24 protein-coding genes and 1 pseudogene are annotated in these 25,889 nt (G+C 65.7%); 7 read left to right on the forward strand and 18 right to left on the reverse strand.

Going from position 1 to position 25,889, the window contains the following annotated elements; translation table 11 throughout:
- Positions 1–7: 7 nt before the first annotated feature.
- From mnhG to mbhE, 7 genes are read right to left on the reverse strand one after another with little or no spacing between them, the layout of a single operon-like run.
- A complete protein-coding gene (mnhG, locus tag FEJ81_RS07600; RefSeq protein WP_138244721.1) occupies positions 8–382 on the reverse strand; it encodes a monovalent cation/H(+) antiporter subunit G in 375 nt (124 codons plus the stop codon).
- Complete coding sequence (locus FEJ81_RS07605) at positions 379–669, reverse strand: MrpF/PhaF family protein (RefSeq protein ID WP_138244722.1); 291 nt, start codon at positions 667–669, stop codon at positions 379–381. Before FEJ81_RS07605 ends, mnhG begins: the two co-directional genes overlap by 4 nt.
- The gene (locus FEJ81_RS07610; protein ID WP_138244723.1) at positions 662–1,267 is read right to left on the reverse strand and encodes a Na+/H+ antiporter subunit E; all 606 of its coding nucleotides are present in this window, start codon (positions 1,265–1,267) and stop codon (positions 662–664) included. Before FEJ81_RS07610 ends, FEJ81_RS07605 begins: the two co-directional genes overlap by 8 nt.
- Positions 1,267–2,916, reverse strand: coding sequence for a complex I subunit 5 family protein (locus tag FEJ81_RS07615; RefSeq protein WP_138244724.1), 1,650 nt, complete (start codon positions 2,914–2,916; stop codon positions 1,267–1,269). Before FEJ81_RS07615 ends, FEJ81_RS07610 begins: the two co-directional genes overlap by 1 nt.
- Positions 2,917–2,965: 49 nt before the next feature.
- The gene (locus FEJ81_RS07620) at positions 2,966–3,322 is read right to left on the reverse strand and encodes a sodium:proton antiporter (protein ID WP_138244725.1); all 357 of its coding nucleotides are present in this window, start codon (positions 3,320–3,322) and stop codon (positions 2,966–2,968) included.
- Positions 3,319–3,783: an MnhB domain-containing protein gene (locus tag FEJ81_RS07625; RefSeq protein WP_138244726.1), complete on the reverse strand. Its 465-nt coding sequence runs from the start codon at positions 3,781–3,783 to the stop codon at positions 3,319–3,321. The genes FEJ81_RS07620 and FEJ81_RS07625 overlap by 4 nt, the downstream gene beginning before the upstream one ends.
- Entirely contained in the window at positions 3,780–6,257 is a 2,478-nt protein-coding gene (gene mbhE / locus FEJ81_RS07630) for a hydrogen gas-evolving membrane-bound hydrogenase subunit E (protein WP_138244727.1), read from the reverse strand. The genes FEJ81_RS07625 and mbhE overlap by 4 nt, the downstream gene beginning before the upstream one ends.
- A gap of 196 nt (positions 6,258–6,453) precedes the next feature.
- Between mbhE and FEJ81_RS07635 the strand changes: the two genes are divergently transcribed.
- A complete protein-coding gene (locus FEJ81_RS07635; protein WP_138244728.1) occupies positions 6,454–8,115 on the forward strand; it encodes a tRNA uridine(34) 5-carboxymethylaminomethyl modification radical SAM/GNAT enzyme Elp3 in 1,662 nt (553 codons plus the stop codon).
- Positions 8,116–8,203: 88 nt separating this feature from the next.
- On the opposite strand, the pseudogene FEJ81_RS23735 reads toward FEJ81_RS07635, so the two are convergent.
- From FEJ81_RS23735 to FEJ81_RS07660, 5 genes and pseudogenes are all read right to left on the reverse strand, one after another.
- Positions 8,204–8,473, reverse strand: a pseudogene (locus FEJ81_RS23735) (IS200/IS605 family transposon protein TnpB); the annotation flags it as partial.
- A 480-nt stretch (positions 8,474–8,953) separates the two neighbouring features.
- Entirely contained in the window at positions 8,954–9,781 is an 828-nt protein-coding gene (locus FEJ81_RS07645) for a ZIP family metal transporter (protein ID WP_138244729.1), read from the reverse strand.
- A 120-nt stretch (positions 9,782–9,901) separates the two neighbouring features.
- Complete coding sequence (locus FEJ81_RS07650) at positions 9,902–10,546, reverse strand: hypothetical protein (protein WP_138244730.1); 645 nt, start codon at positions 10,544–10,546, stop codon at positions 9,902–9,904.
- A 565-nt stretch (positions 10,547–11,111) separates the two neighbouring features.
- Positions 11,112–11,555 carry an SPW repeat domain-containing protein gene (locus tag FEJ81_RS07655; protein WP_138244731.1) on the reverse strand — a complete coding sequence of 148 codons (444 nt, stop codon included), beginning with the start codon at positions 11,553–11,555 and terminating at the stop codon, positions 11,112–11,114.
- A 129-nt stretch (positions 11,556–11,684) separates the two neighbouring features.
- Complete coding sequence (locus tag FEJ81_RS07660) at positions 11,685–12,302, reverse strand: hypothetical protein (RefSeq protein ID WP_138244732.1); 618 nt, start codon at positions 12,300–12,302, stop codon at positions 11,685–11,687.
- A 158-nt stretch (positions 12,303–12,460) separates the two neighbouring features.
- On the opposite strand from FEJ81_RS07660, the gene FEJ81_RS07665 reads away from it, so the two are divergent.
- The 4 genes from FEJ81_RS07665 to FEJ81_RS07680 all read left to right on the forward strand — a co-directional run bounded on the left by FEJ81_RS07665 (position 12,461) and on the right by FEJ81_RS07680 (position 17,143).
- Positions 12,461–13,771, forward strand: coding sequence for a cation:proton antiporter (locus tag FEJ81_RS07665; RefSeq protein WP_138244733.1), 1,311 nt, complete (start codon positions 12,461–12,463; stop codon positions 13,769–13,771).
- Positions 13,772–14,103: 332 nt separating this feature from the next.
- On the forward strand, positions 14,104–16,266 hold the full coding sequence (gene rqcH, locus FEJ81_RS07670; protein ID WP_138244734.1) for a ribosome rescue protein RqcH: 2,163 nt from the start codon (positions 14,104–14,106) through the stop codon (positions 16,264–16,266).
- A gap of 215 nt (positions 16,267–16,481) precedes the next feature.
- Entirely contained in the window at positions 16,482–16,736 is a 255-nt protein-coding gene (locus tag FEJ81_RS07675; RefSeq protein WP_138244735.1) for a hypothetical protein, read from the forward strand.
- A gap of 113 nt (positions 16,737–16,849) precedes the next feature.
- Positions 16,850–17,143, forward strand: a complete 294-nt coding sequence (locus tag FEJ81_RS07680; RefSeq protein WP_138244736.1) for a hypothetical protein — start codon at positions 16,850–16,852, stop codon at positions 17,141–17,143.
- A gap of 14 nt (positions 17,144–17,157) precedes the next feature.
- On the opposite strand, the gene FEJ81_RS07685 is transcribed toward FEJ81_RS07680, so the two are convergent.
- Complete coding sequence (locus FEJ81_RS07685; RefSeq protein ID WP_229504769.1) at positions 17,158–17,697, reverse strand: HTH domain-containing protein; 540 nt, start codon at positions 17,695–17,697, stop codon at positions 17,158–17,160.
- 84 nt (positions 17,698–17,781) lie between these two features.
- Positions 17,782–18,369: a hypothetical protein gene (locus FEJ81_RS07690; RefSeq protein WP_175416375.1), complete on the reverse strand. Its 588-nt coding sequence runs from the start codon at positions 18,367–18,369 to the stop codon at positions 17,782–17,784.
- A 200-nt stretch (positions 18,370–18,569) separates the two neighbouring features.
- Here FEJ81_RS07690 and FEJ81_RS07695 point away from each other — a divergent pair, with 200 nt between their 5' ends.
- A complete protein-coding gene (locus tag FEJ81_RS07695; RefSeq protein ID WP_138244737.1) occupies positions 18,570–19,637 on the forward strand; it encodes an mRNA surveillance protein pelota in 1,068 nt (355 codons plus the stop codon).
- Positions 19,638–19,670: 33 nt separating this feature from the next.
- Here FEJ81_RS07695 and FEJ81_RS07700 read toward each other — a convergent pair whose 3' ends face one another.
- The 3 genes from FEJ81_RS07700 to FEJ81_RS07710 form a co-directional block, all read right to left on the reverse strand.
- Positions 19,671–20,426, reverse strand: a complete 756-nt coding sequence (locus tag FEJ81_RS07700; RefSeq protein ID WP_138244738.1) for a TrmB family transcriptional regulator — start codon at positions 20,424–20,426, stop codon at positions 19,671–19,673.
- On the reverse strand, positions 20,423–23,344 hold the full coding sequence (locus FEJ81_RS07705) for an efflux RND transporter permease subunit (protein ID WP_138244739.1): 2,922 nt from the start codon (positions 23,342–23,344) through the stop codon (positions 20,423–20,425). The genes FEJ81_RS07700 and FEJ81_RS07705 overlap by 4 nt, the downstream gene beginning before the upstream one ends.
- 192 nt (positions 23,345–23,536) lie before the next feature.
- Positions 23,537–24,271 (reverse strand): MBL fold metallo-hydrolase, encoded by a 735-nt coding sequence (locus FEJ81_RS07710; protein ID WP_138244740.1) that lies wholly within the window; start codon positions 24,269–24,271, stop codon positions 23,537–23,539.
- A 109-nt stretch (positions 24,272–24,380) separates the two neighbouring features.
- Between FEJ81_RS07710 and FEJ81_RS07715 the strand changes: the two genes are divergently transcribed.
- Positions 24,381–25,439 (forward strand): zinc-dependent alcohol dehydrogenase family protein, encoded by a 1,059-nt coding sequence (locus FEJ81_RS07715; protein WP_138244741.1) that lies wholly within the window; start codon positions 24,381–24,383, stop codon positions 25,437–25,439.
- Positions 25,440–25,526: 87 nt separating this feature from the next.
- Here FEJ81_RS07715 and FEJ81_RS07720 read toward each other — a convergent pair whose 3' ends face one another.
- On the reverse strand, positions 25,527–25,712 hold the full coding sequence (locus FEJ81_RS07720; protein ID WP_138244742.1) for a hypothetical protein: 186 nt from the start codon (positions 25,710–25,712) through the stop codon (positions 25,527–25,529).
- Positions 25,713–25,889 lie beyond the last annotated feature (177 nt).

A 25,889-nucleotide genomic window follows, 5' to 3' on the forward strand; every position in this document is an offset into this window, starting at 1 on the left:
GGAGATTTCAGTCGTCGGTCGGTTCGGCCTCGTCCGATCGCTCGGCGCGGTCGGGGCGCTCGACCGCCGACGGGTCGGGCCACGTGACGCTCCCGAGGAAGGGGATCCCGATCCGCTCGGCGGCGCGGGCGATCATGTGCGCGCCGGTTGGCACCGTCAGGAAGAGGAAGACGATCCCGATGAGCGCGGTCAGGCCCTCGGAACCGGGGCCGAACTCGACGAAGCCGGCGAGGAAGATCGCGGCGGTCCCGAGCGTCGTCGGCTTGCTCGTGGCGTGCATCCGGTTGTAGACGTTCGGCAGGCGCAACAGGCCGACCGTGCCGACGGTCAGGAAGAAGACGCCGACGACGATCAGCGCGATGATGACGGCGGTCTGGATCATTCGATCACCTCGCCCTCGGTGACGAACTTGGCGACGGCGACGGTCGCGATGAAGCCGATGATCGCGAGCACGAGGCTCACCGTGATGAACAGGCCCCGATCGGTCAGGAGCGCGAACAGGACCGCGATCGCGACGACGTTCGTGGCGATGGCGTCCAGCGCGACCACGCGGTCGGGGTTCGTCGGGCCGCGGATCACGCGGTAGCCACAGAGGACACAGAGTCCGCTGACGAGAACCAACGCGGCCCGGATCGCCGTCTCGAGGACGGCGGGATCGCTCTCAGTCATCGTCGTCACCTCCGCGTTGGCGGCCCGTGGTACTGTCTCTTTCCCCGCCGGAGACGACGATTGCCGGCGGCGGGTCCGCGGGCGAGGCGTCCTCGTTGAACAGCTCGAGGGCGTAGTCCTCCCACGTACGGATCGGTTCGGCGATCGCCTCGGGATCGCGGCCGTTGACGCCGTGGACGTACAGCGCGTTCGTCTCGTCGTCGTAGTCCAGCGTCACCGTCCCGGGCGTGATCGTGATGCTGTTCGCGATGACGGTGATCGCGATATCGGACTCGACCCGGAGCGGCACGAGGATCACTTCGGGCTCGATCGGCATGCCCGGCGAGAGCACGCGGTAGGCGACGTCGAGGTTGGCCCGCAGGAGTTCCCAGACGAACGCGCCGAGGTAGAGCCCGGCGTAGGGAAGCGCCCGGACTCCGCGACCGAGGTCGACGTACTTGCCGTACAGCCGCCGGAAGACGAACGCGACCGGCAGACCGACGAGCAGCCCCGCGAGCAGGCCCCGGACGAGTGAGATCGGCGTGAGCGGCATGCCGCGGACGAACACCCACAGGACGGCGAATATGACGCCGACGACCGGCCACGTGCGCACTCGCATCAGTGCTCACCCCCGCTCGAGCCGAGCAGATCGTCGGCGGCCTGCGGATCGACGGCGTCGACGTAGCTCTCGGTGTCGAGTGCCGCCTCCGCGGCCGTTCGCGCGAACTCGTAGACGGGCTCGAAGCCGACGCCGACCGCGACGATCGCCGTCGCGAGGACGACGAGGACGGTCACCTGCACGGAATCGACCGTCGCCACCTCCACGGCGGGGGTCCGAGCACCCCAGAAGCTCCGATTCCACATGCGGGTCGCGTAGGCGATGGTCAGCAGCGACCCGGCGAGCAGGAGGACGATCGCGGGGCCGTTCTCCGCTCGAGCGGCGGCGTCGAAGACGAGGAACTTGCCGAAAAAGCCCGAGAGCGGCGGGATGCCGACGAGCGCGAGCGAGGCGACGAATACGGCGATCGCCAACGGCGGCGACCGGCGTGCGAGCCCGCCGAGATCGTCGAGGCGGGTCGTCCCCGTCGCGGCTCTGACCGTGCCGACCGCGAGGAAGAGCAGTCCCTTCGCCAGCGTGTGGTTGAGCGCGAACACCAACGCGGCGATGATGGCGAACCGGCGCAGGTCCGGGCTGGCCGTCGTCGCCGCGATCGCGACCGGGATCGCGATGAACCCGACCTGTCCGATGCTCGAGTAGGCGAAGACGCCCTCCATGGAGTCGCGGCCGACGGCACCGATGCCGCCGAGGAGGATGCTGGCGGTGGCCATGACGAACAGCGCCGCGCCGACGAACGGTAGCGGCGAGTCACCCGCGATCGTCACGCCCAGAAGCGGAACCGAGAGATCGACGGCGACCTCCGCGCCGGCGAAGACGGTAAAGGAGAGCCGGATGATGGCGTAGATCCCGACCTTTTTGGTCGCGCCGGCCAGCAGGGCGGTGATCTGTGGCGGCGCGGCCCGGTAGGCGGTCGGGATCCAGAACTGGAAGGGGACCAGCCCGGCCTTGATCGCGAACACCGACAGGAGCAGGCCGAGCAGGCCGACGACAGGCACGGGATCGAGGCCGTAGGCCGCCGGGTCGGCGAGGCGCTGGGCCAGATCGGCCATGTTGAGCGTGCCGGTCGTCGCGTAGATGCCACCGACGCCGAGCAGGAAGACGGCGCTGGCGAGCAGGTTGAGCGAGACGTACCAGAACGCGGCGCGGGTGTGCTGGGGGCCGCCGCTGTAGGCGACGAAGACGTAACTGGCCATCAGCATCACCTCGAACCAGACGAAGAGGTTGAAGAGGTCGCCGGTGAGGAACGCGCCGGTGACCCCCAGCGCGAGGAAGTGAAAGAGCGGGAAGTAGTAGCTGCGCCCCTCACCGCCGGGGAGGTGTCTGGTCGAGAAGACCAGCGAGCAGACGCCGAGAATCGCGACCATGGTCAGCATGAACGCCGACAGTCCGTCGGCCACGAGCGTGATACCGAAGGGGGCCGCCCAGTCGCCGACCTGATAGGTCGCGATCCCCGGCGCGTCCGGCGCGAGGACGATGTACCAGTCGATCGCGGCCACCGCCACCGCGTAGGCCGCGCCGCCGGCGAGGCTCACCGCCGCTCGAGCCCGGGGTCGACGGCCGAGCAGGAGCGAGCCGACGGCCGCGACCAGCACGACCAGCATCGGCGCGATCACGAGCTGTGATTCCGTGCCGACGGGCGGTGCGGTCATCGTCGATCACCCGATGCTACTCTCGTCGTCGCCGTCGTTGGCTGCGGGTTCATCGTTCGCGATCACCGAGTTCCGAAACGTCGAGCGTGTCGTGTTCCTCGTAGACCCGATACGACAGGACGAGCGCGAACGCGGTCATCCCGAAGCCGATGACGATGGCGGTCAACACGAGCGCCTGCACCAGCGGATCGGCGGTCTGCGGAACGTGGTCGCCATGGCCCGCGAGGACCGGCACCGAATCGGTGGTCGCCGGCGCGATGCCGCCCATCGCCAGCAGGTAGACGTTCGCGGCCTGACTGATGATCGCCAGCCCCCAGACGACCCGGACCAGATCCCGCCGCAGGAGCAGGAAGGTGCCGAGGGCGAAGAGCGCGCCGACCGCGGCCGCGAGGACGACCGCAGTCATTCGGCTCCCACCACCGAGAGGATCGTGAGCAATCCACCGACGACCACGCAGTAGACGCCGAAATCGAATGCCAGCGCGCTCGCGACCTCGAGGTGGTCGTAGACCGGCACCCCCTCGAGCATGACGAACGCCTGCGTGAGGAACGGCTCGCCGAACAGGAGCGGTCCGAGCCCGCTGGCGACCGCGATCGCGAAGCCGTAGGCGAACAGCCGGCGGTAGGCCACGACGACCCGGTCCCGCGAGTGCTCCTTGCCGGGGTCGACGTCGCGACCGAGGACGCCCCGCTCGAGGAAGTCCAGCCCGAAGGCCATGTAGATGATCGCGAAGGCCGTCACCGTGAGGACCCCGCCGATGAACCCGCCGCCGGGGAGGTTGTGTCCCTCGAAGTACAGCGAAATCGAGACGACGAGGATGATCGGGACGATCGCCCGAGCGGTCGTGCGCATGATGACGGTCGTCATTCGTCTCCACCTCCGGAGGCTGGGCTATCGCTCCGTGTTCCGGTCGGTTCGTCGCTTCTCGAGTCGTCCGCAGGGGACTCCTCGCCGGGGGTGGCGTCGTCGCCTCGAGCGTCGGTCTCGTAGCCGTCGCCGCGGCCGCGCATAACGATCAGCGTGAGGATCGAAATCGAGGCGAGCGCGACCACGGCGAGTTCGCCGAGCGTATCGAAGCCGCGGAAGTCGACGAGGGTCACGTTGACGATGTTGGTCCCGCCGCCCTCCGGCACCGCCTGCTCGGCGTAGTAGCGGGCGATGTCGGTCGGTCCGTCGGGGCGCGCACTCGTCGTGACCAGTACCGTGACGAACGCGGTCGCGCCGACGGCGACGGAGAGGACGGCGTCGCGGACGCTCCGACCGACCTCGACCTCGTAGGACTCGGGGATCTCTTCGATGACGAGCAGGAAGATCACGAGCACGAGCGTTTCGACCACGAGCTGGGTCAACGCGAGGTCAGGCGCGCTCGCGAGGATGTAGAAGATGGCGACCATGAAGCCCAGGATCGAAAGGGTGAGGACGCCCGCGATGTGGGATTCGGAGACCACGACGGCCAAGCCACCGATCACCGCGACGAGCAACACGAGCCCGATCGCGAGCGTGACCTCGAGGCCGAACTCGGTCGGCGCGATGGCCCCCGCCGCGACGAAGCCGGCGAGCGCGAGCGTACAGGTCGCCGCGAGGGTCCACGTGGCGTAGGTCCGCAGGAGGCCGTTGTGAACGTACTCGGCGAACGCTCGTCCCTCGTCGCTGAGGCCGTCGACGATCGTATCGTACCACCAGTTCGCGCCGATCGGCGGCACCGCCCGCGGGATCGCGCGGATGCCGTCGTGAAGCCGGCCGTAGGCCGGGAACGCGAGGATCCCGACGCCGATCGTGACCGCGCTCATCCCCACCGCGGGCGAGTACGATGTCGGGATGTCGACGTGCATCTCGTGGGGGTCGACCGCCGTTGCCTCGAGGCCGGACTGAACGATGGCGTCGACGGCGAGTTCGGGGTCGACGCTGACGACGGCGGCGAGCAGCGCCAGCACGGCTGGCGGGATGAGCAGGGTAACGGGCGGCCGGTGGACGTGCCCGAGGTCGTCGGGTCGATCGCCGAAGAACAGGGAAAGGAACTTCAGCGAGTAGAGGACGGTGAAGATGCTGCCGAAGACGGCGACGGCGGGGTAGAGCCAGCCCAACAGCCCGATGTCGTGGTGGTGGCTCGCCTCGACGGCGGCCTCGAAGAGCAGTTCCTTCGAGTAGAAGCCGTTGAACGGCGGAATCCCGGCCATGCTGAGTGCGACGACCGCGGTGATCGCCGCCGTCACCGGCAGGTCGCGCCGGAGTCCGCCGAGCTTGTCGATCTCACGGGTCCCGGCCTCGTGGGCAACGATGCCGGCGACGAGGAACAGCGCGGCCTTGAACAGGGCGTGATTCAGCAGGTGGAAGACGCCGGTTTCGGCCCCGTAGACGGAGGTGAAGCCGAAGCCGGCGACCATCAGTCCGAGGTGGCTCGCCGTCGAGTAGGCGAGCAGTTCCTTGATGTCCGTCGACGCGACGGCCATGATCGCACAGACGGTCATCGTCGTCAGGCCGAGCGTCGCGAAGAGGAACAGCCACTCGGGGCCGACGAGCATCGGGCGGATGCGGCCGATGAAGTAGACGCCGACTTTGACCATCGTGGCCGAATGGAGAAACGCCGAGACGGGCGTCGGGGCCGCCATCGCGTTCGGCAGCCAGAAATGAAGCGGGACCTGCGCGGACTTCGTCCCCGCGCCGATCGCGAGCAGCCCTAAGACCGGGAGGAACAGCCCCCGATCCCGAAGGGCCGCCGCCATCGCGTCGGGCTGTTCCAGCATCGCGGCCAGATCGAACGCCGAGGCGGGGCCGACCACGTCGCCGGCGACGATCGACAGCAAGAGGAGGCCGACGAGCAGGAAGAGCCCGCCGCCGACGGTGATAAGCATGGCCATGCGGGCGGCGTACTGCGAGGAGTCGTCGGCGGTGTAGTGACCGATCAGGACGAACGAACAGAGGCTCGTGAGTTCCCAGAAGAGGAAGATCGCGATCAGGTCGGCGGCGAGCGCGACGCCGACGATCGAGCCCATAAAGGCGAGCAGGGCAGCGTAGAACCTGACCAGCCCCGATTCGCCGTGCATGTACGCGGGCGAGTAGGTGAAGATGAGCGTCCCGATACCACACGCCAGCAGCGCGAACAACAGCGCCCAGCCGTCCACGTGAAATCGGAGCGCGATATCCAGCGAGGGGATCCACTCGAGCGCGACGGTCCCCTCGTCACCGTACTGGCTGGCGAGGAGCCCGAACGACGACAGCGCGACGAGGCTCCCGGCGAATCCCGTTCCCTCTCCGAGGACGCGAAAGAACAGCGGCGTCAGTGCTGCGGCGATAAACGGCAGCGCGACCGCGGCGACGACGATCGCCAGGTCGGGAGACATTCAGTACGCCGAGGGTAGGGCGAGACCGCCCTTAAACAGTTACCTTTCGGACGGTGCTGCCGTGTACGGAATCGCGGGCAGCGACCGCTCGGTGGCGGACCCGTTTGATCCGCGGTATCGGTCTCGGATCGGTCGCGGTCCCGTCGAATCGGTGAGTCCGACACGCTTATTCGCGAACGGCCACGAATCACGTGTAGTGAGTACCGAGACGCCAGAACCGACCGAAACCGAAGCGTTCGAGCGGGTCTGTGAGACGCTCGTCGAGCGGATTCTCGCCGGCGACGTCGAGCGCGACGAGGTCGAAAAAGCCAAGCTCGAGGCCTGTTCGGAACACTCGGCACCCAAGGTGCCCAAGAACTCCGAACTGCTGGACTACGCGCCCGAGGAGCACCGCGAGGACCTAGAGACCGTGCTCCAGCGCAAACCGGTCCGGACGGCCTCCGGCGTCTCGCCGGTCGCGATCATGACCTCGCCCGAGCGGTGTCCCCACGGCAAGTGTCTCTACTGTCCCGGCGGCCCCGACTCCGAGTTCTCCTCGTCACAAAGCTACACGGGCGAAGAGCCCGCCGCGGCCCGCGGGGTCCAGAACGACTACGATCCCTACGGGCAGGTCACGCTGCGACTCGAGCAACTGCGCCAGATCGGCCACCCCGTCGACAAGGTCGAACTGATCCTGATGGGCGGGACGATGACCGCTCGCAGCCACGACTATCAGGAATGGTTCGTCAAGCGCGCCCTCGAGGCGATGAACGACTACGACGTCGACAAGGAGCCCGAACCGGCACAGGGAGTCAGCTTCGCCGAGGATCCCGAGGAGTACGAGTTCAAATACCTCGAGGATGTCATCGCGGAAAACGAGACGGCGGACATCCGCAACATCGGGACGACCTTCGAGACGAAGCCCGACTGGTGTGACCCCGAGCAGATCGACCGGATGCTCGACCTCGGCGGGACGAAAGTCGAGGTCGGGGTCCAGACGACCTACGAGCGGGTCAACCGCGACATGCACCGCGGTCACGGTGCTCAGGCGTCGATCGAGGCCAACCAGCGGCTGCGGGACTCGGCCTTTAAGGTCGGCTTCCACATGATGCCCGGCCAGCCCGGCATGAGCAAGGAGATGTGTCTCGAGGACTTCCGCCGGCTCTTCGAACAGGAGCAGTGGAAGCCCGATTACCTGAAGATCTACCCGACGCTCGTAGTGCGGGGCACCGCGACCTACGACTGGTGGCACAAAGACGAGTACGAACCGCTCTCGAACGACGAGGCCGCCGATCTGGTCGCGGAGATCAAGGACATGATCCCCCGGTACACCCGCCTCCAGCGCGTCCAGCGGGACATCCCGGCGGACTTCATCGACGCCGGCGTCTGGAAGTCGAACCTCCGGCAACTCGCTCGCAAGCGCATGGACGACCACGGCTGGACGTGTGACTGCATCCGCTGTCGCGAGGCCGGGATGCACGACGAGGAACCCGACGACATCGAACTCGACGTGATGACCTACGAGGCGTGTGGCGGCACCGAGCACTTCATCTCGTTCGAGGACTTCGAAAAGGACCTGCTGGTCGGCTTCTGCCGGCTCCGGTTCCCAAACGACCCCGTCCGTCCGGAACTCGAGAACACGGCGCTCGTCCGCGAACTGCACGTCTACGGGTCGGAGGTCACAATGGGTGACGAAGGCGAAACGGACCAACACCAGCATCAGGGCTACGGCCGCCGGCTGATGGAACAGGCCGAGGCCCTCGCCGCCGACGCCGGCTACGACAAGGTCAGCGTTATCTCCGGTATCGGCGCTCGAGAGTACTACCGGAACAAACTCGGCTACCATCAGGACGGCCCGTACGTCAGCAAGCGCCTATGACATCCTCCCCGGCGTGAACGCCGGGGTTTCCTCACGCTGGGAGTCTCGGCTATGCCGAGTTGGTTTGAGAGAGCAAGCTCTCTCGTCATCACGAGACGACTTCGTCGTCTCGAACGACCACGGAGGCAACTTGCGGGTTCGTGTGCTCCTCGTTGGGACGGGGAGAGTGTGATGACTCTAGCCAATCGTGACTGTCCCACTTGAGGCACACGGGCCGTGCCATCGGCCGTGCTACCGTTTCGTGCCGTTGACGAGACACCTCGTGTCTCGTTCGCCAATCAGAACTCTCCGAGTTCTGATGACGCCTCAGGAACGTCTCGCTCGCGGCGAGGTCCGCGTGGCCTTCGAAGCCGCAGGTACCGAGCCGCCCTCGCGGTGCGGTCGCCGTTTTTCGGCTCGTGCTGTCGTCCCCCCTCATCGACAGTCTCGTCGAGTCACTCGCAGCGGACTACTGTGTTATCTCGACAGATCGGCCACAGAAAATTTATAGGGATAGAATCGGTAATAGCGAATGCCGACGCCCGTCGGCACCGTTGTCAACCTATCCCCCACTCCGACAGCGGCACACCGATTGCCTCTCGCCAGAGCGCGCCGACGCCACCTATCGCTCGATCCCCCCGACGCGACACGCTCGGCGCGCTCGACACCCGAACCCTCTTGCCGTCTCTCACCGCGTCGAAGCGGTCGCTCCGTTGCTCGTGACCGACCGTTCCGTCACCTCGAGTCGGTCGTGTCGCCCGAATGGCTTGATGATTCCCTCTAGCGCTGGGAGAGAGCACAGCAAGAACGGGTAGTGCCGACTCCGGCCGCGGAGCGAGTTCGACCCGACGGTTCACGTTCAGACTGCGAGGACAGTGTCGACGAGTAGCATGGTCGCGAACCCGAGGACGAAGGTCGCCGTCGCGGTGTCGGCGTAGCCGTGACCGTGGCTCGAGGGGATGAGTTCGCGGAAGACGACGGCGATCATCGCGCCAGCGGCGAAGCCGGCGGCGACGGGGAACAGCCCGGAGACGAACGCGACCAGCGAGAAGCCGACGGCCGCGGCGATCGGTTCCGGAACGCCGCCCGAGAGGGTGGTGTAGAGGAGGGTCTTGGGGCCGGAGACGCCCGCCCGGACCGCAGGGACCGCCATCGCGAACCCGTCGGGGACGTTCTGGACGGCGATCGCCGTCGCGATGGCGACTCCCAGCGCCGTCTCGCCGCTGGCGAACGCGATGCCGACCGCCAGCCCTTCGGGGACGTTGTGGATGGTGACGGCGCCGCCGACCAGTGCGGCTCGGCGCAGGTCGTCGTCGCGGACGGAATCAGTGTCGGACTCCTCCGCGGCCGACGGCAAGTCGCCGGCGGGACCGGATCCCGTTCTCGGGCCTTCGGCGCGTTCCTCGCTGAACAGGAGGTGCAGATGCGGAAACGCGGCGTTGGCCGCGAGCAGGAACCCGCCGCCGGCGACGATTCCGACGACGACCTCGAGCGGGGAGCCGAGCTCGAGGCCGGGGAGAACGAGCGCGAAGACGGCAGCGCCGACCATGATGCCCGCGGCGAGTCCGAGCGAGCCGTCGTAGACGCGGTGACTCACCCGGTCGGAAAACAGGAGCGGCAGCGCCCCGATCCCGGTCGTACAGCCCGCGATCGCGGCGACGAAGACGACTTCACCGAAGGGTGACATATCGGTTCGGTTCGCCGCCGTCTCGAAAACGTTTGCGATCGGGAGACACACTGCCGGCCACAGCGACCGCGAGGCGAGTCGCTCGATCACGACTCGTCTCAGTTCGGGGCCCGCGGCTCGTCAGTCGATCGTGACCTCGAGTTCGAGCAGGCCGAGGTGGGGCGGTGCGCCGCCGCCGTTCGTGCGGAAGTCCTCGGGTGTGGCGTTAACGACGTTGTAGAAATCCGACTGATCGGTCGGCACCAGCGTACTGCCGTCGTCGCGCTGGAGGAACGCCGGCGTGTCGGTTCCCTCGATGAGGTCGCGTTGCTCCTGCCAGTCCTCGCCGGCGTAGATGAAGGTGCCGAAGGAGAACCGCCCCGCGGCGAGCGCGTCGTGTTTCGACATGAACATGCCTGCCTCTTCGGCGTTGTACTCCTCGTCGCTCACCCACGCGATCGCCGCGACGCCCTCGGACTCGAGGAGGTAGAAGTCCCACGAGAGCGTCGCGTCGAACACCGCCCAGACGCTGCGCGGGCCGACGGTGTGGAGTTCGACGCTGAACGCGGGCCGCAGCCGCGAGCCATCCTGTTCCGGGACGAACGTCGCGTCGTAGCCCGGCGATCGGATCCCGCGGTCGTGGTAGACGACGCCGTCCATGTCGACGTCCGCCTCGATTCGATCGATGATCCCGCTGACGGTGGCTCCGCCCTGATTCTCGAGGTGCTCGAGGAAGTCGGGGAACTGGGAGACGGTCTCCCACGGTTGTTCGTCGCCCGCGCTCATACGGCTCGCCCTCCGCGGGGATCTGGTACTCGGTCTCGGCGTCCGCGACGCGGAGCCGTCCCGGCCGGATCGTACGTGGTGCCATCGACAGCGTCGTGCATATCCGGTGGTGGGGGACGGCGAGGATTAGGCTTTCCGACCTCCGACAGTGGTCGCTTCTCGAGTCGCCACTGACGGAATCAATCGATCTTGTGTAGCTATCTGCTTCGGACGACTAATCGCAGTGGAATCGGTGGACACTATGCGTGCATACTGAACGGCACATCTTTTGCCACGGTTCTTAAAAGACAAACGCAGTAGGGGTGACGCTGCATTGCCCTCACCAGGGACGCAGTGAACGGAACGGGATGATTGTTCGGTGATTCAGTGCAGGAGCGTTCACGAGATGCTTGGCCGTTCCGATCCACTGCGTGACCTGCCCCGCTCACGTGTGTATCCACTGGGGCAGATCATGATACTGTTAGGGAGTTACGTCGATAGCCATTGGGCCGTCCGTTGCAGGCTTGTGTTGATTATCTGGATGGCAATCTGTGGACAAACAGTAGTGCTTGATTCAGCCGTTTATTTAAGCGCGAGTGGGAGCGTGTTCGGGGGTATCGGCCCTGTTATTGGCGTAGGCATTGTAGAATGAGAGGGCAGCCGTAATCAGTCCGCCGGCGCCGGTGGTTGCCGCGAGTTCAGCACTCCCCATCTCGATGACCGCTGGCGAGACAAGCGCCCAGAGTCCGAGTAGTGTGGTCAACGAGGCGATGCCGACGCTCGCCACCCGGTCCCGTGATAGACGGACGAAATTGTAGCCTGCGAGCAGGAAGATTGCCGTGCCGGTGAGGGTATCGTTCCAGATCGCCGCCTCTGTGGCCTCAAACATGAACGGATAGGCGACGAGCCCCAGTCCGGCTATGGCGACAATCGCGCTCACCCACTGCATCCTGTCCGTATTGAGGGTGTTGTGGCGACGGTTGGTCTCAGTGGTGCGATTCGCTTCTGGATCGGTCGGTGTGTCACTCATAGTGGCCTCTACAACTCGTGAATCGGCTGGCAAGCAAAGGGGGCAGTGGCTGCGCTCGCCGGGACCGTCCGCTAGTCGGTCGTGCCTGCTGATCAGTTCTTGCACTAGACGTGTGTATATACTGCGAGACTACTCAGATTTTGTTGACATCCAGGGTTTATTTCCGTACTCTCTGGCTGTGATGGTTCCCTCATTGTACGCTTCCGCCCACTCTATGAGGACGTGAAAGGTGGCAAACGACTGCTGAGATTCGTCGAGAACTGTCGCCTCAAGAAGTTCTGTATCGTACCCCGTGTTAGTGAGCGACGCGTAGCCGCCGGCGATTACTCCGACCGCGTCAAGTGACCCAGTTTCGGTGCGAGCCGGTTGCACAAACTCTAGTTCGAGTACTTTCCCCTCGCCGTGTGGTTCGTTTTCGATCACCTCAACATCCTCGCGCTCGATCTCTAACTTCTCCTCGATGATTTTCTCTGTCTCGGAGAGGTCCTCGACAAGAATCTCCTGTTCATCAAGGAATGTCTCCAATCCGCTGACGTTCTCAATTTCGGCATTTTCGGCCCGTAACACACCCTCCTCGACAACATCCAACTGCTGGTGGACCGGCAGTTCGAGTTCCTCAACGTTCACGTCGTCAAGAAACGGGGGTCTTGTTTCCGCTTCCTCGAGCGTCTCTTCAGTACAACCACTCACTGCGACGACTGCCGTGATACCGATCCCGCCACGTTTCAGCAATGTGCGTCGGTTCATAAATAGAGAATTAGGGCATATAGTTCACTGGTAGAACGTATCTATACGAACAGGGCTGAAAACGGTTCTCCCCGCAGGTGCGTGCCTTGTCGGGAACGGTCATGTTACGTAATTTGCAACGCCAATCCCTTTTGAGACGGCTCAAATACCAATTCTCGATGGCCTTCGAAGTCTTCCAGTTGTACGATCTATTGCTTATACTCATTGGGGTTGCCGTCCTCGGAATAGCGATTCTACCGCGGTTTATCGCGGAATTGCCAATGACAGATCCGCTCTTCTACATCCTGTTCGGGTTCATACTCTTCTCGTTGCCCCTCGGCATACCTGCACCCGACCCGCTTGCGCAGGGCCACATGACTGAACGACTGACTGAAATCGGCGTCATCATCGCGCTGATGACTGTCGGCTTGAAAATTGATCGACCGCCTGGACTACGATCGTGGGAGAGCGCATGGCGACTGCTCGGGATCACGATGCCGCTGACCATCGGTCTGGCGGCGCTCGTCGGCTGGTGGGTCGGACTTGCGATTCCGACCGCGATGCTTCTCGGCGCCGTGATCGCGCCGACTGATCCCGTGCTCGCCTCGGAAGTACAGGTCGAAGGGCCAGGAGGAAGCACCGAAGAGGAACCGAAAGAAGGTGCGGCTGGCAGAGAGGACGAAGTTCGCTACGCGCTCTCAGCCGAGTCGGGGCTCAATGACGGGTTTGCATTCCCGTTCACGAACCTGGCGATCGCAATGGCACTCGTCGGCGTTGCCCCCGCCAACTGGATCGGCGAGTGGATACTCGTTGACGTACTATTCAGAATCGTCGTTGGAGTCGGCGGCGGACTGGTCTTCGGCTACCTGCTGGCGAGATTGGTGTTCATCAAGCCGGTCGAGGACCCCCTCCCGAAGGCAATGCTTGGGCTCGAGGCGCTGGGCGGGACCTTCGCCGTCTACGGACTGATTGAGTTCCTCGGCGGATACGGCTTCATCGGCGTCTTCATCGCCGCGACGGTACTTCGGGACTATGAACGTCGCCACGCGTTCTACGAACCGATGCATGACCTCTCCGAGAAGTCCGAACAGTTGCTCCAGATCACGATCATGACGCTCTTCGGCGGCGCGATCGCTGGCGGGTTGCTGGCACCGCTGACACTCGAGCTGTTCCTCGCCGCAGTGGCGATCGTGTTCATCGTTCGGCCTGTCTCGGGGATCGTGGGCTTGCTCGGCTTCGACCGAAGCTGGAGTGAACGATTGGCGATTTCGTTCTTCGGATTGCGCGGAATCGGGACGTTTTACTACCTCGCATACGGCCTCAATCAGGCACCCTTCGCAGATCCAGACGTTATCTGGGCACTCGCTGGAACCACAATTCTGATCTCAGGCATTGTGCTTGGAATCTCAGCAACACCGATCATTGAAAAGACCCTTGGAGAAGAAAGTCCAGAACTTGGAGAAACGATTGGAGAAGAAGGTTCGAGTTGAAAGAGTGCAGCAGAAATTCGCCTTCGAAATAGGATTTGGAAATACATTCCTCTCCTGTATTGAATGGCAACTACGTGTGCGCAAGTACCTTTTTCCGCCTCGGGTTCGTTCGCTGTGCTCACTCACCTCTCGGCGCAAAAATCTACGCTAAAAAGGCCGCTCACTCCCTTCGGTCGCTCGCGGGTGCAGCGCTTGCGTTTCGACCGCAGCGGTAACGCCTCCGCCTGTACTTACCGCTGGGTACGTTCCTCCCTCAGCACACGGTCAGATTGGAATCTGGGCGCTGGCGTCGGAGCGACACGTCTTTTTGACCGGGACGGGCAATTTCGGGTATGGATCCAAAGCGGGAACTCACCAGCGTCGACCTCGCCGCTCTCGTCGGGGAACTCGGGGCCTACGAGGGCGCGAAGGTCGACAAAGCGTACCTCTACGGCGACGACCTCGTCCGGCTCAAAATGCGGGACTTCGACCGCGGTCGCATGGAACTAATTCTCGAGGTCGGCGAGGTCAAGCGCGCCCACACGGTCGCCCCCGAACGGGTGCCCGACGCCCCCGGCCGACCGCCGCAGTTCGCGATGATGCTGCGCAACCGCCTCTCCGGGGCCGACTTCGCCGGCGTCGAGCAGTACGAGTTCGACCGCATCCTCGAGTTCGTCTTTGAGCGCGACGACGGCACCACCCGGATCATCGTCGAACTGTTCGGGCAGGGCAACGTCGCGGTCACCGACGGCGAGTACGAGGTGATCGACTGCCTCGAGACCGTCCGACTGAAGTCCCGGACCGTCGTGCCGGGCTCGCGCTACGAGTTCCCCGACACCCGGACGAACCCGCTGACGGTCTCCCGGGAGGCCTTCGACCACGAGATGGACGACTCCGATACGGACGTGGTCCGCACGCTCGCGACCCAACTCAACTTCGGCGGCCTCTACGCCGAGGAGCTGTGTGTCCGTGCCGGCGTCGAGAAGGGGATGGACATCGACGACGCCGACGAGGACGTCTACGAGCGGCTCTACGAGACGATCGAGCGGCTCGCGCTCGACATCCGGAACGGGAACTTCGATCCGCGGCTCTACCTCGAGCGCGACGACGAGGAAGATGACGACGGAGAGGGCGACAGTGATGATGCCAACGCCAGCGTCGTCGACGTGACGCCGTTCCCGCTCGAGGAGCACGACGACCTCGATGGCGAGGCCTACGACTCGTTCCTCTCGGCGCTGGACGACTACTTCTTCCGGCTCGAACTCGCCGAGGAGGAAGAACCGGACCCGACGGACCAGCGGCCGGACTTCGAGTCGGAGATCGCCAAACAGGAGCGCATCATCGAGCAACAGCAGGGGGCGATCGAGGGCTTCGAGCAGGAGGCCGAAGCGCTGCGCGAGCAGGCCGAACTGCTCTACGCCGAGTACGGGCTGGTCGACGACATCCTCTCGACGATTCAGGGGGCCCGCGAGCAGGACCGCTCGTGGGACGACATTCGAGAGCGCTTCGAGGAGGGAGCCGAGCAGGGTATCAGCGCCGCCGAGGCCGTCGTCGACGTCGACGGTAGCGAGGGGACCGTCACCGTCGATATCGACGGCGAACGGATCAGCCTTGTCGCCGGGCAGGGCGTCGAGCAGAACGCCGACCGGCTCTACACCGAGGCCAAGCGCGTCGAGGAGAAAAAGGAGGGCGCGCTGGCCGCGATCGAGAACACCCGCGAGGATCTCGAGGACGCCAAACGCCGCCGTGACGAGTGGGAGGCCGACGAGAGCGGGCCCGCAGCGGACACCGAGCCCGACGAGGACGAGGAAGAGACCCAACGCGACTGGCTCTCGGAGCCGTCCATTCCGATCCGCGAGAACGAGCCGTGGTTCGACCGCTTTCGCTGGTTCCACACCAGCGACGACTACCTCGTGATCGGCGGCCGCAACGCCGACCAGAACGAGGAACTCGTCAAGAAGTATCTCGAGCCCGGCGATACGGTCCTCCACACGCAGGCCCACGGCGGTCCCGTCACCGTGCTCAAGGCGACCGATCCGAGCGAGGCCTCCTCGAGCGACATCGAACTGCCCGACTCGAGCATCGAGGAGGCCGCCCAGTTCGCCGTCTCCTACTCGTCGGTCTGGAAGGACGGCCGCTACGCGGGCGACGTCTACGCCGTCGACTCCGATCAGGTCTCGAAGACCCCCGAGAGCGGCGAGTACTTGGAGAAGGGCGGGTTCGCGATCCGTGGCGACCGAACGTACTATCGGGATACGCCGGTCGGCGCGGCGGTCGGCATTCAGTGTGAGCCCTACACCCGCGTCATCGGCGGCCCGCCGTCGGCGATCGAAGAGCGCGCGGTAACGACGATCGAACTCGAGCCCGGGCGGTACGCGCAGGCGGACGCGGCAAAGCGGCTGTACCGCCAGTTCCGCGAGCGGTTCGAGGACGAGACGTTCGTCCGCAAGATCGCCAGTCCCGACCGGATTCAACACTTCATGCCGCCGGGTGGCAGCCGGGTCGCGGACGACTGATACGGGTTGCTGTACCGATTTGTCGGCGCAATCCCAGAGCGGTCGGGAGTTGCGCCAGCAGTGACATACAGCAGACCGTATGAACGCGGACCGGCGGCGACTGTCCCGGAGCGAGAGACAGCGCGAGCCACCGCGTTTCTCCCGTCGCTTCGGTCGACCGCGACCCCGATATGTACGGCTCAACACTGATTGGTGTCCCCGGCCTAAGGCGGTCGATGATGCACCCACTCGAGGCGGTCGTCCCCGCGCAAGTCGGTGGTGGGATCGACGGGCCGATCATCGTCACCGCGGTCATCCTCGTCGCGATGGTGGTCATGATCGGCTTCGTGGTGTTCCTCGCGCTCGGTCCCGGCACCCAGCCGTATCAGGCGGAGCACGCGGAACCGACCCCGACCGACGACAGCGGCGTCCGCGACGCCGATGGGGAGGAGCCGGACTCCCCGACGGAATCCGGGTCGGGCTCCGACTGACGCGTGCCGACCGACGTTCGCTTTCTCGACTGCGCGGTTCTCGGGTCGCCGTTCGAGCGGAGGCTGCACGTGCCGGGTCCACGACTACACGGCAGACCGTGGACGCGATTCGCATGGCGGACATCGATACCGACACCGACACGGAACCGGATCTCGGCACCGCGACCATCGTCTACGAGACGCCCGGTGAGACCGACGAGCGAGCGACCGTCGATAACGACCGAATCGCCTACTTTCAGGACCACTGGCTGTTCGCGTACGGCACCGACGAGAACGGCAACGACGTCGTTCGCCGGGTCCCCAAAGAGCGCGTCCACTACGTCGAACGCTCGGTCGACGAGATCGAGGAAACGTTCGAGTCCGGCCTCGAGAAGGCGAAGGGGAAACTCGAGGAGCTTCGGGACTGAACGCGGTCACCCCTTCACTCCTCTTCCTCGAGGTGCGCGTGATTCTCGACGTGGCCGTCGGCTCGGGGTTCCGTCCGTTCGTCCCGATCGGCGAACGGCTCGGTCCGCCCGGCCTCGAGCGCGGTGAGACAGTCCTCGACGGTGTACGTGCGATCCCCATCCGAGCAGGGCGCGACACACTGGAGATCATCGTCTTCGTACACGGCGACGCAGGCGGTCGGCACCCGAATGTGGACGGCGCGTCGCCGATCGAGCATCGAGGGGGTTTCGCGCCGGTCGAACGCACACAGCGCGTACCCCTCGCGGTCGGCCCACGACCGGAACGCGTCGACGGTGAGCGAGACCGACGGGCCGGCATCGTCGAGTTCCTCGAGCGCGGGACACACCGGCGACCACGTCTCGACGCGCACGTCCGCGGGGCCGACCCGCTCCTCGAGTCGGCGGGATCGGGCGGCGGTCTCTTTGAGGTGCTCGACGATGTCCGCGTCCGCGCAGTGCCGGAGAAAGACCTCGACGCGGATCTCTCGGTCCGGATCGGTGGCTGAGTCCGTCATTTGCTGAGTCGTCCGTGGCCGCTTGCAACCGCACTCGTCGCGGCTACCGGGACGGCAATAAAACTTGCACCGCGTCGGACGCCCTTACCGTCCGTCGGTCGACTCGGCGCCGTCGGTCGGGCCGCCCGTCGGGTGAGACTCGCCTCGAGTGTGGGTCGTCGGTCCGGGTTCGGCGCGATCGGTCTCGTCGAGAGCCACGTGCCGCTCCGATGCGTCGTAGGACGAGCCCAGCGCGATCAGGAAGCCGACCATCGCGGTCACGAGGGCGACGACCCCGATCGCGACGGCCCCGATGGACGCCGCCGGGCCCGAGAGGACCTCGGCGGCGGTCAGCAGCGAGACCGCCGTCACGGCCGCGATCAGGGCCAGCAGTCGGCCCAACCGCCCGGCGTCGAACCCGTGAAACGTCTTCTCGCCCGTCGTATCGAACAACACCGTCACGATCCCGTTGTACGGGTCGTCGGTCCGGGCGTTTCCCAGCGAGTGAATCGACTGTGCCAGCCACGTGCCGGCGGTGAAGTTGAGCAGCGCGACGAACGAGACGAGGCCGATTTGGCCGCCGACGAACAGGCCCGCCCCGATCGCCCCCGCGAACGTCAGCGCCATGATTGCGTGGGTCACGAGCGATCGGACGCCGAAGTCCGCTAACTGATCGATGGATGCGTGTGCCATACCCAAACTGGGCCGACGGCGGCAATCCCGCTGCTCCATAACAGTGTCGAACGCGAGCATATACCAGACTTTCTCCGGCGTCCCGACGGTCGCCTCGAGTCGCTGCGCGATCGCGGGTTCGAACGGCAGGCCGAATCGGTCGCCGTTGCCCGGCAGCACCGATCGCAGCCCACTTACCGCCACCCCGCGAACGACTGCCCATGCAGATCAAAGACCGGGAGCAGGTCGAGGGCGGCCGCGAGCGGATTACGGTCGTCCCCGAGAGCGTCGACGACCTCTGGCACCTGCAGTACGTCCTCGAGCCCGGCGACCGCGTCGCGGGCGATACGACCCGGCGGATCCAGCGCAACGACGACCAGATGCGGGATACGGGCGGCGAGCGCGAACACATGTGGGTCGCCATCGCCGTCGAGGACATCGAGTTCCACAAGTTCGCCAACCGGTTGCGGATCGGCGGCGAGATCGTCGCCTGTTCGCGCGAGGATCAGCTGAACTTCCACCACACGCTCAACGTCGAGGCCCGCGACGAGATCTCGATCGAGAAGCGGTTCAAGCCCGATCAGGAGGCCCGCCTCGAGGAGGCCGAAGAAGCCACGGAGAACCCGGACGTGGCGATCGCGACCGTCGAGGAGGGAGAGGCCCACGTGCACACGGTCGCCCAGTACGGCACCGAAGAGCGGGCGACGATCACCGGGACGACCGGGAAGGGCGAGTACGCCCGCGGGCGCTCGGAGCTGTTCGAGGAACTCGCGACGGTCCTCAAACGACTCGAGGTCGACGCCATCATCCTCGCCGGGCCCGGCTTTACGAAACAGGACGCCTACAAGTACATCGAGCAGAACGAATCGGAACTCACCGAGTTGATCACGATGGTCGACACGGCGGCCGTCGGCGACCGGGGGGTCCACGAGGTACTCAAGCGCGGTGCCGTCGCGGACGTCCAAGAGGAGACCCGCATCGAGAGCGAGGCCGAATACATCGACGAACTCACCCGCCGCATCGCCGACGGTGCTAAGGCGGCCTACGGCCCCGAACAGGTCAAAAAGGCCGCCGAGTTCGGCGCAATCGAACGCCTGCTCGTCCTCGACGATCGACTGCAGAAAGAGCGCGGTCCCGACGGCGAGTGGGCGATCAGCGTCGACGACATCGTCCGCACGACCGAACAGAAAGGCGGCGACGTGACCGTCTTCTCGAGCGAGTTCCCGCCCGGCCAGCAGCTGTCGAACCTCGGCGGGATCGCGGCCCTGCTTCGGTACCGACTCGAGTGAGCGAGTGCGGGAGACGGCCGCGAGCCGAATCGCCTACTCGACCTGCATTTCGTCGCTGGCCTCGATCAGTTGGATCAACACGGTGGCAAACAGCGAGCCCGAACTCCAGATCGCGGTCTCGCCGCCCTCGCCGCCGAGGACGCTCAACAGGATGCCGTCGTCGTCGGCGATGACGATCCGGCCCGATCGCTGGTCGTCCGTTCGGTGGGCCGGCGGGTCCTCGACGGTGACGCCCTCGACGCCGGCGAACCGGCGCTCGATCTCGTCGTGCCGGCTGACGATGCTCACCGCGACGCCTGCTGCCGCGCGCTCCGCGAGCGCCCGTTCGATCGGGTCCGTGACGAGTTCCGGGAGCCGGGTCCCGAAGACGATCCGCTCCTCGGCCTGCGAGAGGATGTCGGCGGTTCGGTCGTCGACGCGGTCCCGGCCGCGAACCGTCCAGATATCCTCTTGGGTCTCCTCGCCGGCCGGCTCGTTTTTGATCGTTTCGACGTACTCGAACGCCCGATCCTGCTCGCGCTCGAACTGGTCTCGGAGGGTATCCCGCGCCTCCTCGACGCTGACCGGCCGGTACCGAATCGGGTTCGACTGCTGGACCGCGAGCAGGCCCCGCTCCTCCAAGCTCTCGGCGACGCTGTATACCTGCGACCGCGGGACGTCCGTGATTTCGGCGATGTCTCGTGCCGTGCCCGCGCCCAGTTGGTGGAGCGCGATGAACACTTTGGCCTCGTAGCTGGTGAGTCCGAGTTGTTCGAAGGCCTCGACGGCCTCGAGTTCGCCGGTGCTCACTCGCCGTCACCTCCGTTGGGCTCGGTTCCGCCGTCGCTCGCGGTCGGCGCTCCCGTCCGGGCACCCGACGCGTCGAACGACACGTCGGGGCCGAAGTACCGGGTCCACAGGACCAACAGCGTCGGGAGGACGACGACGCTGGCGAGGAACGCGTAGGTAATCGTCAGTCCGGTGATGATCCCGAACTGGCGGAGCGCGGGGAGGATCGCAAAGGCGAGCGTCCCGAAGCCGCCGACGGTGGTCGCGGCGCTGCCGAGCAACGCGCCACCGGTGCCGGTGACGGTCGTCCGCAGCGCCGACCAGACGTTGCCCTGGCGCTCGAGTTCGAGCCGGTACCGTTCGCTGACGTGGATGCTGTAGGCGACCCCGAGCCCGACGGTCAGACTCGTGATCATCCCCGTCAACACGTTAAAGGGCATCCCGATGAGGTACATCGTTCCCAGAATCCAGCTGACGGAGAACGCGACCGGGAGCAGGGTCACGGCCCCGAGCGTCGCGCTGCCGCCGGTCAGCCAGTAGGCCGCCGAGAGGAACAGGAACACCGCCACGAGCGTAATCACTAGGCTCTCGAGGACGGTATCGAGCAGGTCCTGTTCGACAATGTAGCTGACGATCGGGTCGCCGGTCGCGATGGCGGTCCATCGGCCGTCGTCCCCGTCTTCGAAGTCGTTCGCGATCGGGCGCATCTCCGCGGTCGTCTCCGCGTTCGTGGCATCGCCCTGAACGGCGATCACCAGCCGAGCCGATCGGTACTCGCCGTCGTCGGTCCGGGAGAGGACCTGACTGGCGGCTTCCTCGTCGGTCTCGAAGAGTTGGTCGTACAGCCCCGAGACGTTCTCGTCGGGGACGCCGTCGTCGTCGGTGTCGGCCGCGGTGAACGATTTGTTGAACGACTCGTTCTGTCCGGCGACTCCTTCCATCGTCGAAAGCGGGTCTTGGATATCGGGTTCGCCCGTCGCTAACGTGTACGCGATGTCGCTCTCGGCGGTGTCGTTTCGAGTGGCGTTGATCCGCTCGAGGAAGTCGTCATCGTCGACATCACCCTCGACGAGGAGTTGGGCCTGCCGATCCTGGCGCTGGAAGTGCTCGTTGACGTACTCGAGGTCGTCTTTCGCGTGGTACTCGCCGGGGGCCATCCCGCCGGGCAGCTTCTGCGTCCACTCTGGGGGGCTATCCGCGAGGAAGTCCTCCTCTTGGAAGCTGGTGTCGACCTGCGTCGCACCGTAGGCCCCGCCCGCGGTGAGCAGGGCGACGATCAGGAGGACGACGAGGGGGATCCGGCGGGCCGCGCTCGAGCCGATCGTCAGCACGTCGCTGAAGCGGCCGCCGCTGGTCCCGAACGCCCGTTTGTGTCGGTCGACGCCGCGGGCCTCGAGGAGTTCGTCGATCTCTATCTTGGCGGCGGGGATCAGCGCGCCGAAGACGATCAGCGCGGCGACGATGCCGACGGAACTGACGATGCCGAACTCCCGGATGGGCCCGATCGGACTGACCAGATTCGAGAGGAAGCCGATGACGGTCGTGGCCGTCACCCAGACGAGGGCGGCACCGACGCCGGCCAGCGCGGTCGTCATCGAGCCGCGGACGGTCCCGCCGGTGCCGTCGGCTTCCCGCTGTTCCCGGTGGCGCATAAAGACGTGAATCGCGTAGTCGATCGACAGCCCGATCAACAGGACCGGGACCGCGACGAACATCTGGTTGAACGCGATGTCGGCCCAGCCCATGAACCCGAACGTCCAGACGAGGACGGCGATGATGCCGACGACCCCGAGCACGATATCGAGCGGGTCGCGGTAGGCGATCAGCAGTGCGACGACGACGAACAGCAACGCGAGCGGGCCGACGATCGCGAGGCTGTCGTTCATCGAACGGTCGATCTCGTCGGTGATCAGCCCGCCGCCGAAGACGAGGTAATCCTGGTCCTGCGTCTCGGCTAACTCGCGGATCTCGAGTTGGCTCTCGACGACGCGGTCGCTAACCCCGCCCATCTCCTCCATGCCCTCGCCACCGGACGACTGGCTCACCGACGTCATCCGCGCCTCGGCCTCGGTGCTGCCCGGCTCGTAGGCGGTCGGCATCAACGCGATCGCGGCGCTGTCGTCCGACTCGTTCGACGAGAGCGTGTTCTCGAGGGTCCGTTCGTACTCCTCGTCGCTCAGGTTCTCGAGGGCCGCGATCTGGTCGTCGATCGGCGGACTACTCTCGCCGCTCTGCAGGACGCCCGCCGTGGCGGCGCCGCGAGCTTGCTCGAGTTCCGCAGTGAGGTTCTGATACTCGGGATCGCTCTCGTCGAGTCCGTATCGCTGGGATTCGATCGCGCGAATCCGCTCGATCGAGTCGGCGTACTGGGCGGTCTGATTCTCACTGAGACCCTCGGTCGACTCCTCGACGATGGTGTCGAACTGCGCCTCGAGTTCGTCCGCTTGCGCCTGATACTCGGGATCGCTCTCGTTGGAGGACTCGTTTAGCTGCTCGTACTCCCGCTGGAGCGCGATCGCTTCTTCGACGCCGGCACCGAGTTGTGCGCCCCGTTCTTCGTTGATCGCCGTGATCGCGACGAGGTTTTCGACGCCGGTTATCGGCTGGTCCTCGACGAGCGTTTCGTTGATCGACTCGTTCGCTCGGAGTTCCTGCTGGAACTCGAGCGAGGAGACCAGCGACTCCTTCGTGAGGACGTTATCGCCGCGTGCGATCACCTGCACGCGGGTCGTGTTCTCCGCTTGTTCGCTCGTGAAGTTGCCGTTGATCCGCTCGAGGCCCTTCGCTTCGCCGGATTCGCCCTCGAACTGGTCGAGCGACGAGTCGTCGTCGACCATCGGCATCCCCGCTCCCACGGCCGCCGTCAGGAGCAGGAGAACCACGAGTACGATCCGCGTGTGGGCGGTGATGGCGTTCGCGAGCCGTTCGGGCACGCTCATTCGACCACCTCACTGTCGGTCCGGGAGAATTCGGCAGGGTCCATCTGTTGTTACGATCCTACAAACGTTGTCGCACATACCTGTTCGGCCTTCGTATCACTATCCGAACAGCCGGTCGGCAGCGTCGATTCCAGGCTCGCTATCGGGAAGAACGACGAAAACGGGGCGACGATCTGGCCTGCGTCGGCGCGGTCACTCGATGGAAACGGTCGTGAGATCCTCGGCGAACCGCACGTCGCCGTCGTAGTGGGCACCGATCGACTCGAGCATCTCCTCGTGTCGCCCTTCGGTGTGGGGATAGAGGTGAGTCAGGTAGACGCGGCCGATTTCCCGGCCGGCCAGTTCCCGGCCGAGGGCGTCGGGCGTCGGGTGGTTCGAGACGTCGACGTCGTCGGGGAACGAACAGTCGTGGGCGAGGATCGCCGATCCCTCGGCGAAGTTCGCCAGCCCCGCGAAGGCCTCGCTGTCGCCGCTGAAGGTGAAGCGATCGCCGAAGCGGTAGGCCAGACACGGCAGCGAGTGGCGGGTCTCGTAGGCCGATACATCGAATCCCGCCACGGAGAACTCGCCAGGAACGACCTCACGGACCTGTACCTCGAGTTTGTCCTGCATGTACTCGTAGACCTCGAGCAGGTCGTCGACCAGTTTCTTGGTGCCCTGCGGGCCGACGATCTCGAGGTGGTCCTCGCCGGCGAGCCACCGGGCTTTCATCAGCGGCAGCAGGTCGGCGACGTGGTCGAGGTGGTGGTGTGTCAGGAGAACCGTCGAAACGGCCTCGTAGCCGACGCCGGACTGCTGGAGCCGCTGGAGCGCGCCGGCGCCGCAGTCGACCAGCAGCGTCCGACCGTCGTCCTGGACGAGAACCCCCGCCTGAAAGCGTTCGCCGGTGGGCAACGCGCTGCCCGTGCCGAGAAAGGTGACACGCATACGCGGGCTTGGGACGCCCGCCCCGATAAGGATACCTCTCGCCGCCGTCGCGTCGCTGCCGGCCGTCGCGGGACGAACGGTATAACTCGCCGGCCTCCGTCGTGCCGGTATGCGCGCTGCAGTACTCGAGGCCTACGGCGAACCGCTCGCGATCGAAACGGTCGATCCACCGACGCTCGAGCCCCACGGCGTCGTGGTCGACGTCGAGGCCTGCGGGATCTGCCGGAGCGACTGGCACGCGTGGCAGGGCCACGGTGAGTGGGCCGACGATCAGGTCCCGCTCGGACAGATCCTCGGTCACGAACCCGCGGGCCGGATCGCTCGAGTCGGCGATAGGGTCGACACGCTCGAGGCGGGCGATCGGGTCGCGATTCCGTTCAACCTCGGCGAGGGATCGTGCTACCAGTGTCGCAACGGCCACGGAAACGTGTGCGAGGACGGGTACGCGCTGGGGTTCGAGTCGACCGTTCCCGGTGCGTTCGCGGAACGGATCCACGTGCCCCACGCGGAGTTCAACGTCGCGCCCCTCCCCGACTCCGTCTCCGCGACCGAGGCGGCGGCGCTGGGCTGTCGGTACGTCACGGCGTTTCACGCACTTTCCCACCGGGCCGAGGTCGGCGGCGGCGACTGGGTCGCCGTCCACGGCTGCGGCGGGCTCGGGCTGGCGGCCGTCCAGATCGCGGCGGCGCTCGGGGCGCGGGTGATCGCGGTCGACATCCGCGACGAACCGCTCTCGATGGCGACGACGCTCGGTGCCGACGCGACGGTGAACGCGACCGAGGCGTCGGTCCCCGAGGCCATCGAGGAAATCACCGACCGAGGCGCACACGTCTCCGTCGATGCGCTCGGCCGCGCGGAGACCTGCCGGAACAGCCTCGACTGTCTCCGCATCCGGGGGACTCACGTCCAGATCGGGCTCACGACCGACGCCGAACGCGGCGAGGTCGCCCTGCCGATCGACGAGGTGACCCGCTGGGATGTCACCGTCGTCGGCTCCCGCGGGATGCCGCCCTCGCGCTACGACGAACTCCTGCGGATGATCGAGGCCGGCCGGCTCGAGCCCGAGCGCTTAGTGACGCGTCGCGTCGCCCTCGAGGACGTCTCCGATCGGCTCGCCGCGATGACCGAGTACGAGACCAGCGGCGTCGAAGTCGTGACGGAGTTCTGAGCGATGGGTCCTCTCGAGTCTCTGCTCTCGTCCCTGACGGACGACGGGGAGTCGCGATGTCGACTACTCGGTTGACCGATTTGAGGATCAGTGGCCGGCGTCCTCGTCGACCGCCTCCGTGCCGGTGCCGAGAACTCGGTACGTCTCGTTTCCGCAGGCACATTGTCCGTCGATGCCGATCGGCTGCACCGTTTCGTCTCGCAGTATCCGGACCGCGATCACGTTGTCACACTCGGTGCAAACCGCTGCCGCCCGCCGAGCCTCGGTGTCCATTGGCACTCGTACCGCGCCGCCATACTTCAGGCTAATTCAGGTAGGCCGGCAAGTCACTGTCGTTGACGCCACGGGTCGGGCCGTGACGGTGTCGACGCCGTCCCGACGGATCGGTCCCGATAGGAACAGCGCACACGATCGGCGGTTTTATCGCTGCATCCGCCCGACCGAGACGTA

The sequence above is a fragment of the Natrinema versiforme genome, from assembly GCF_005576615.1.
GTDB lineage: Archaea > Halobacteriota > Halobacteria > Halobacteriales > Natrialbaceae > Natrinema > Natrinema versiforme_A.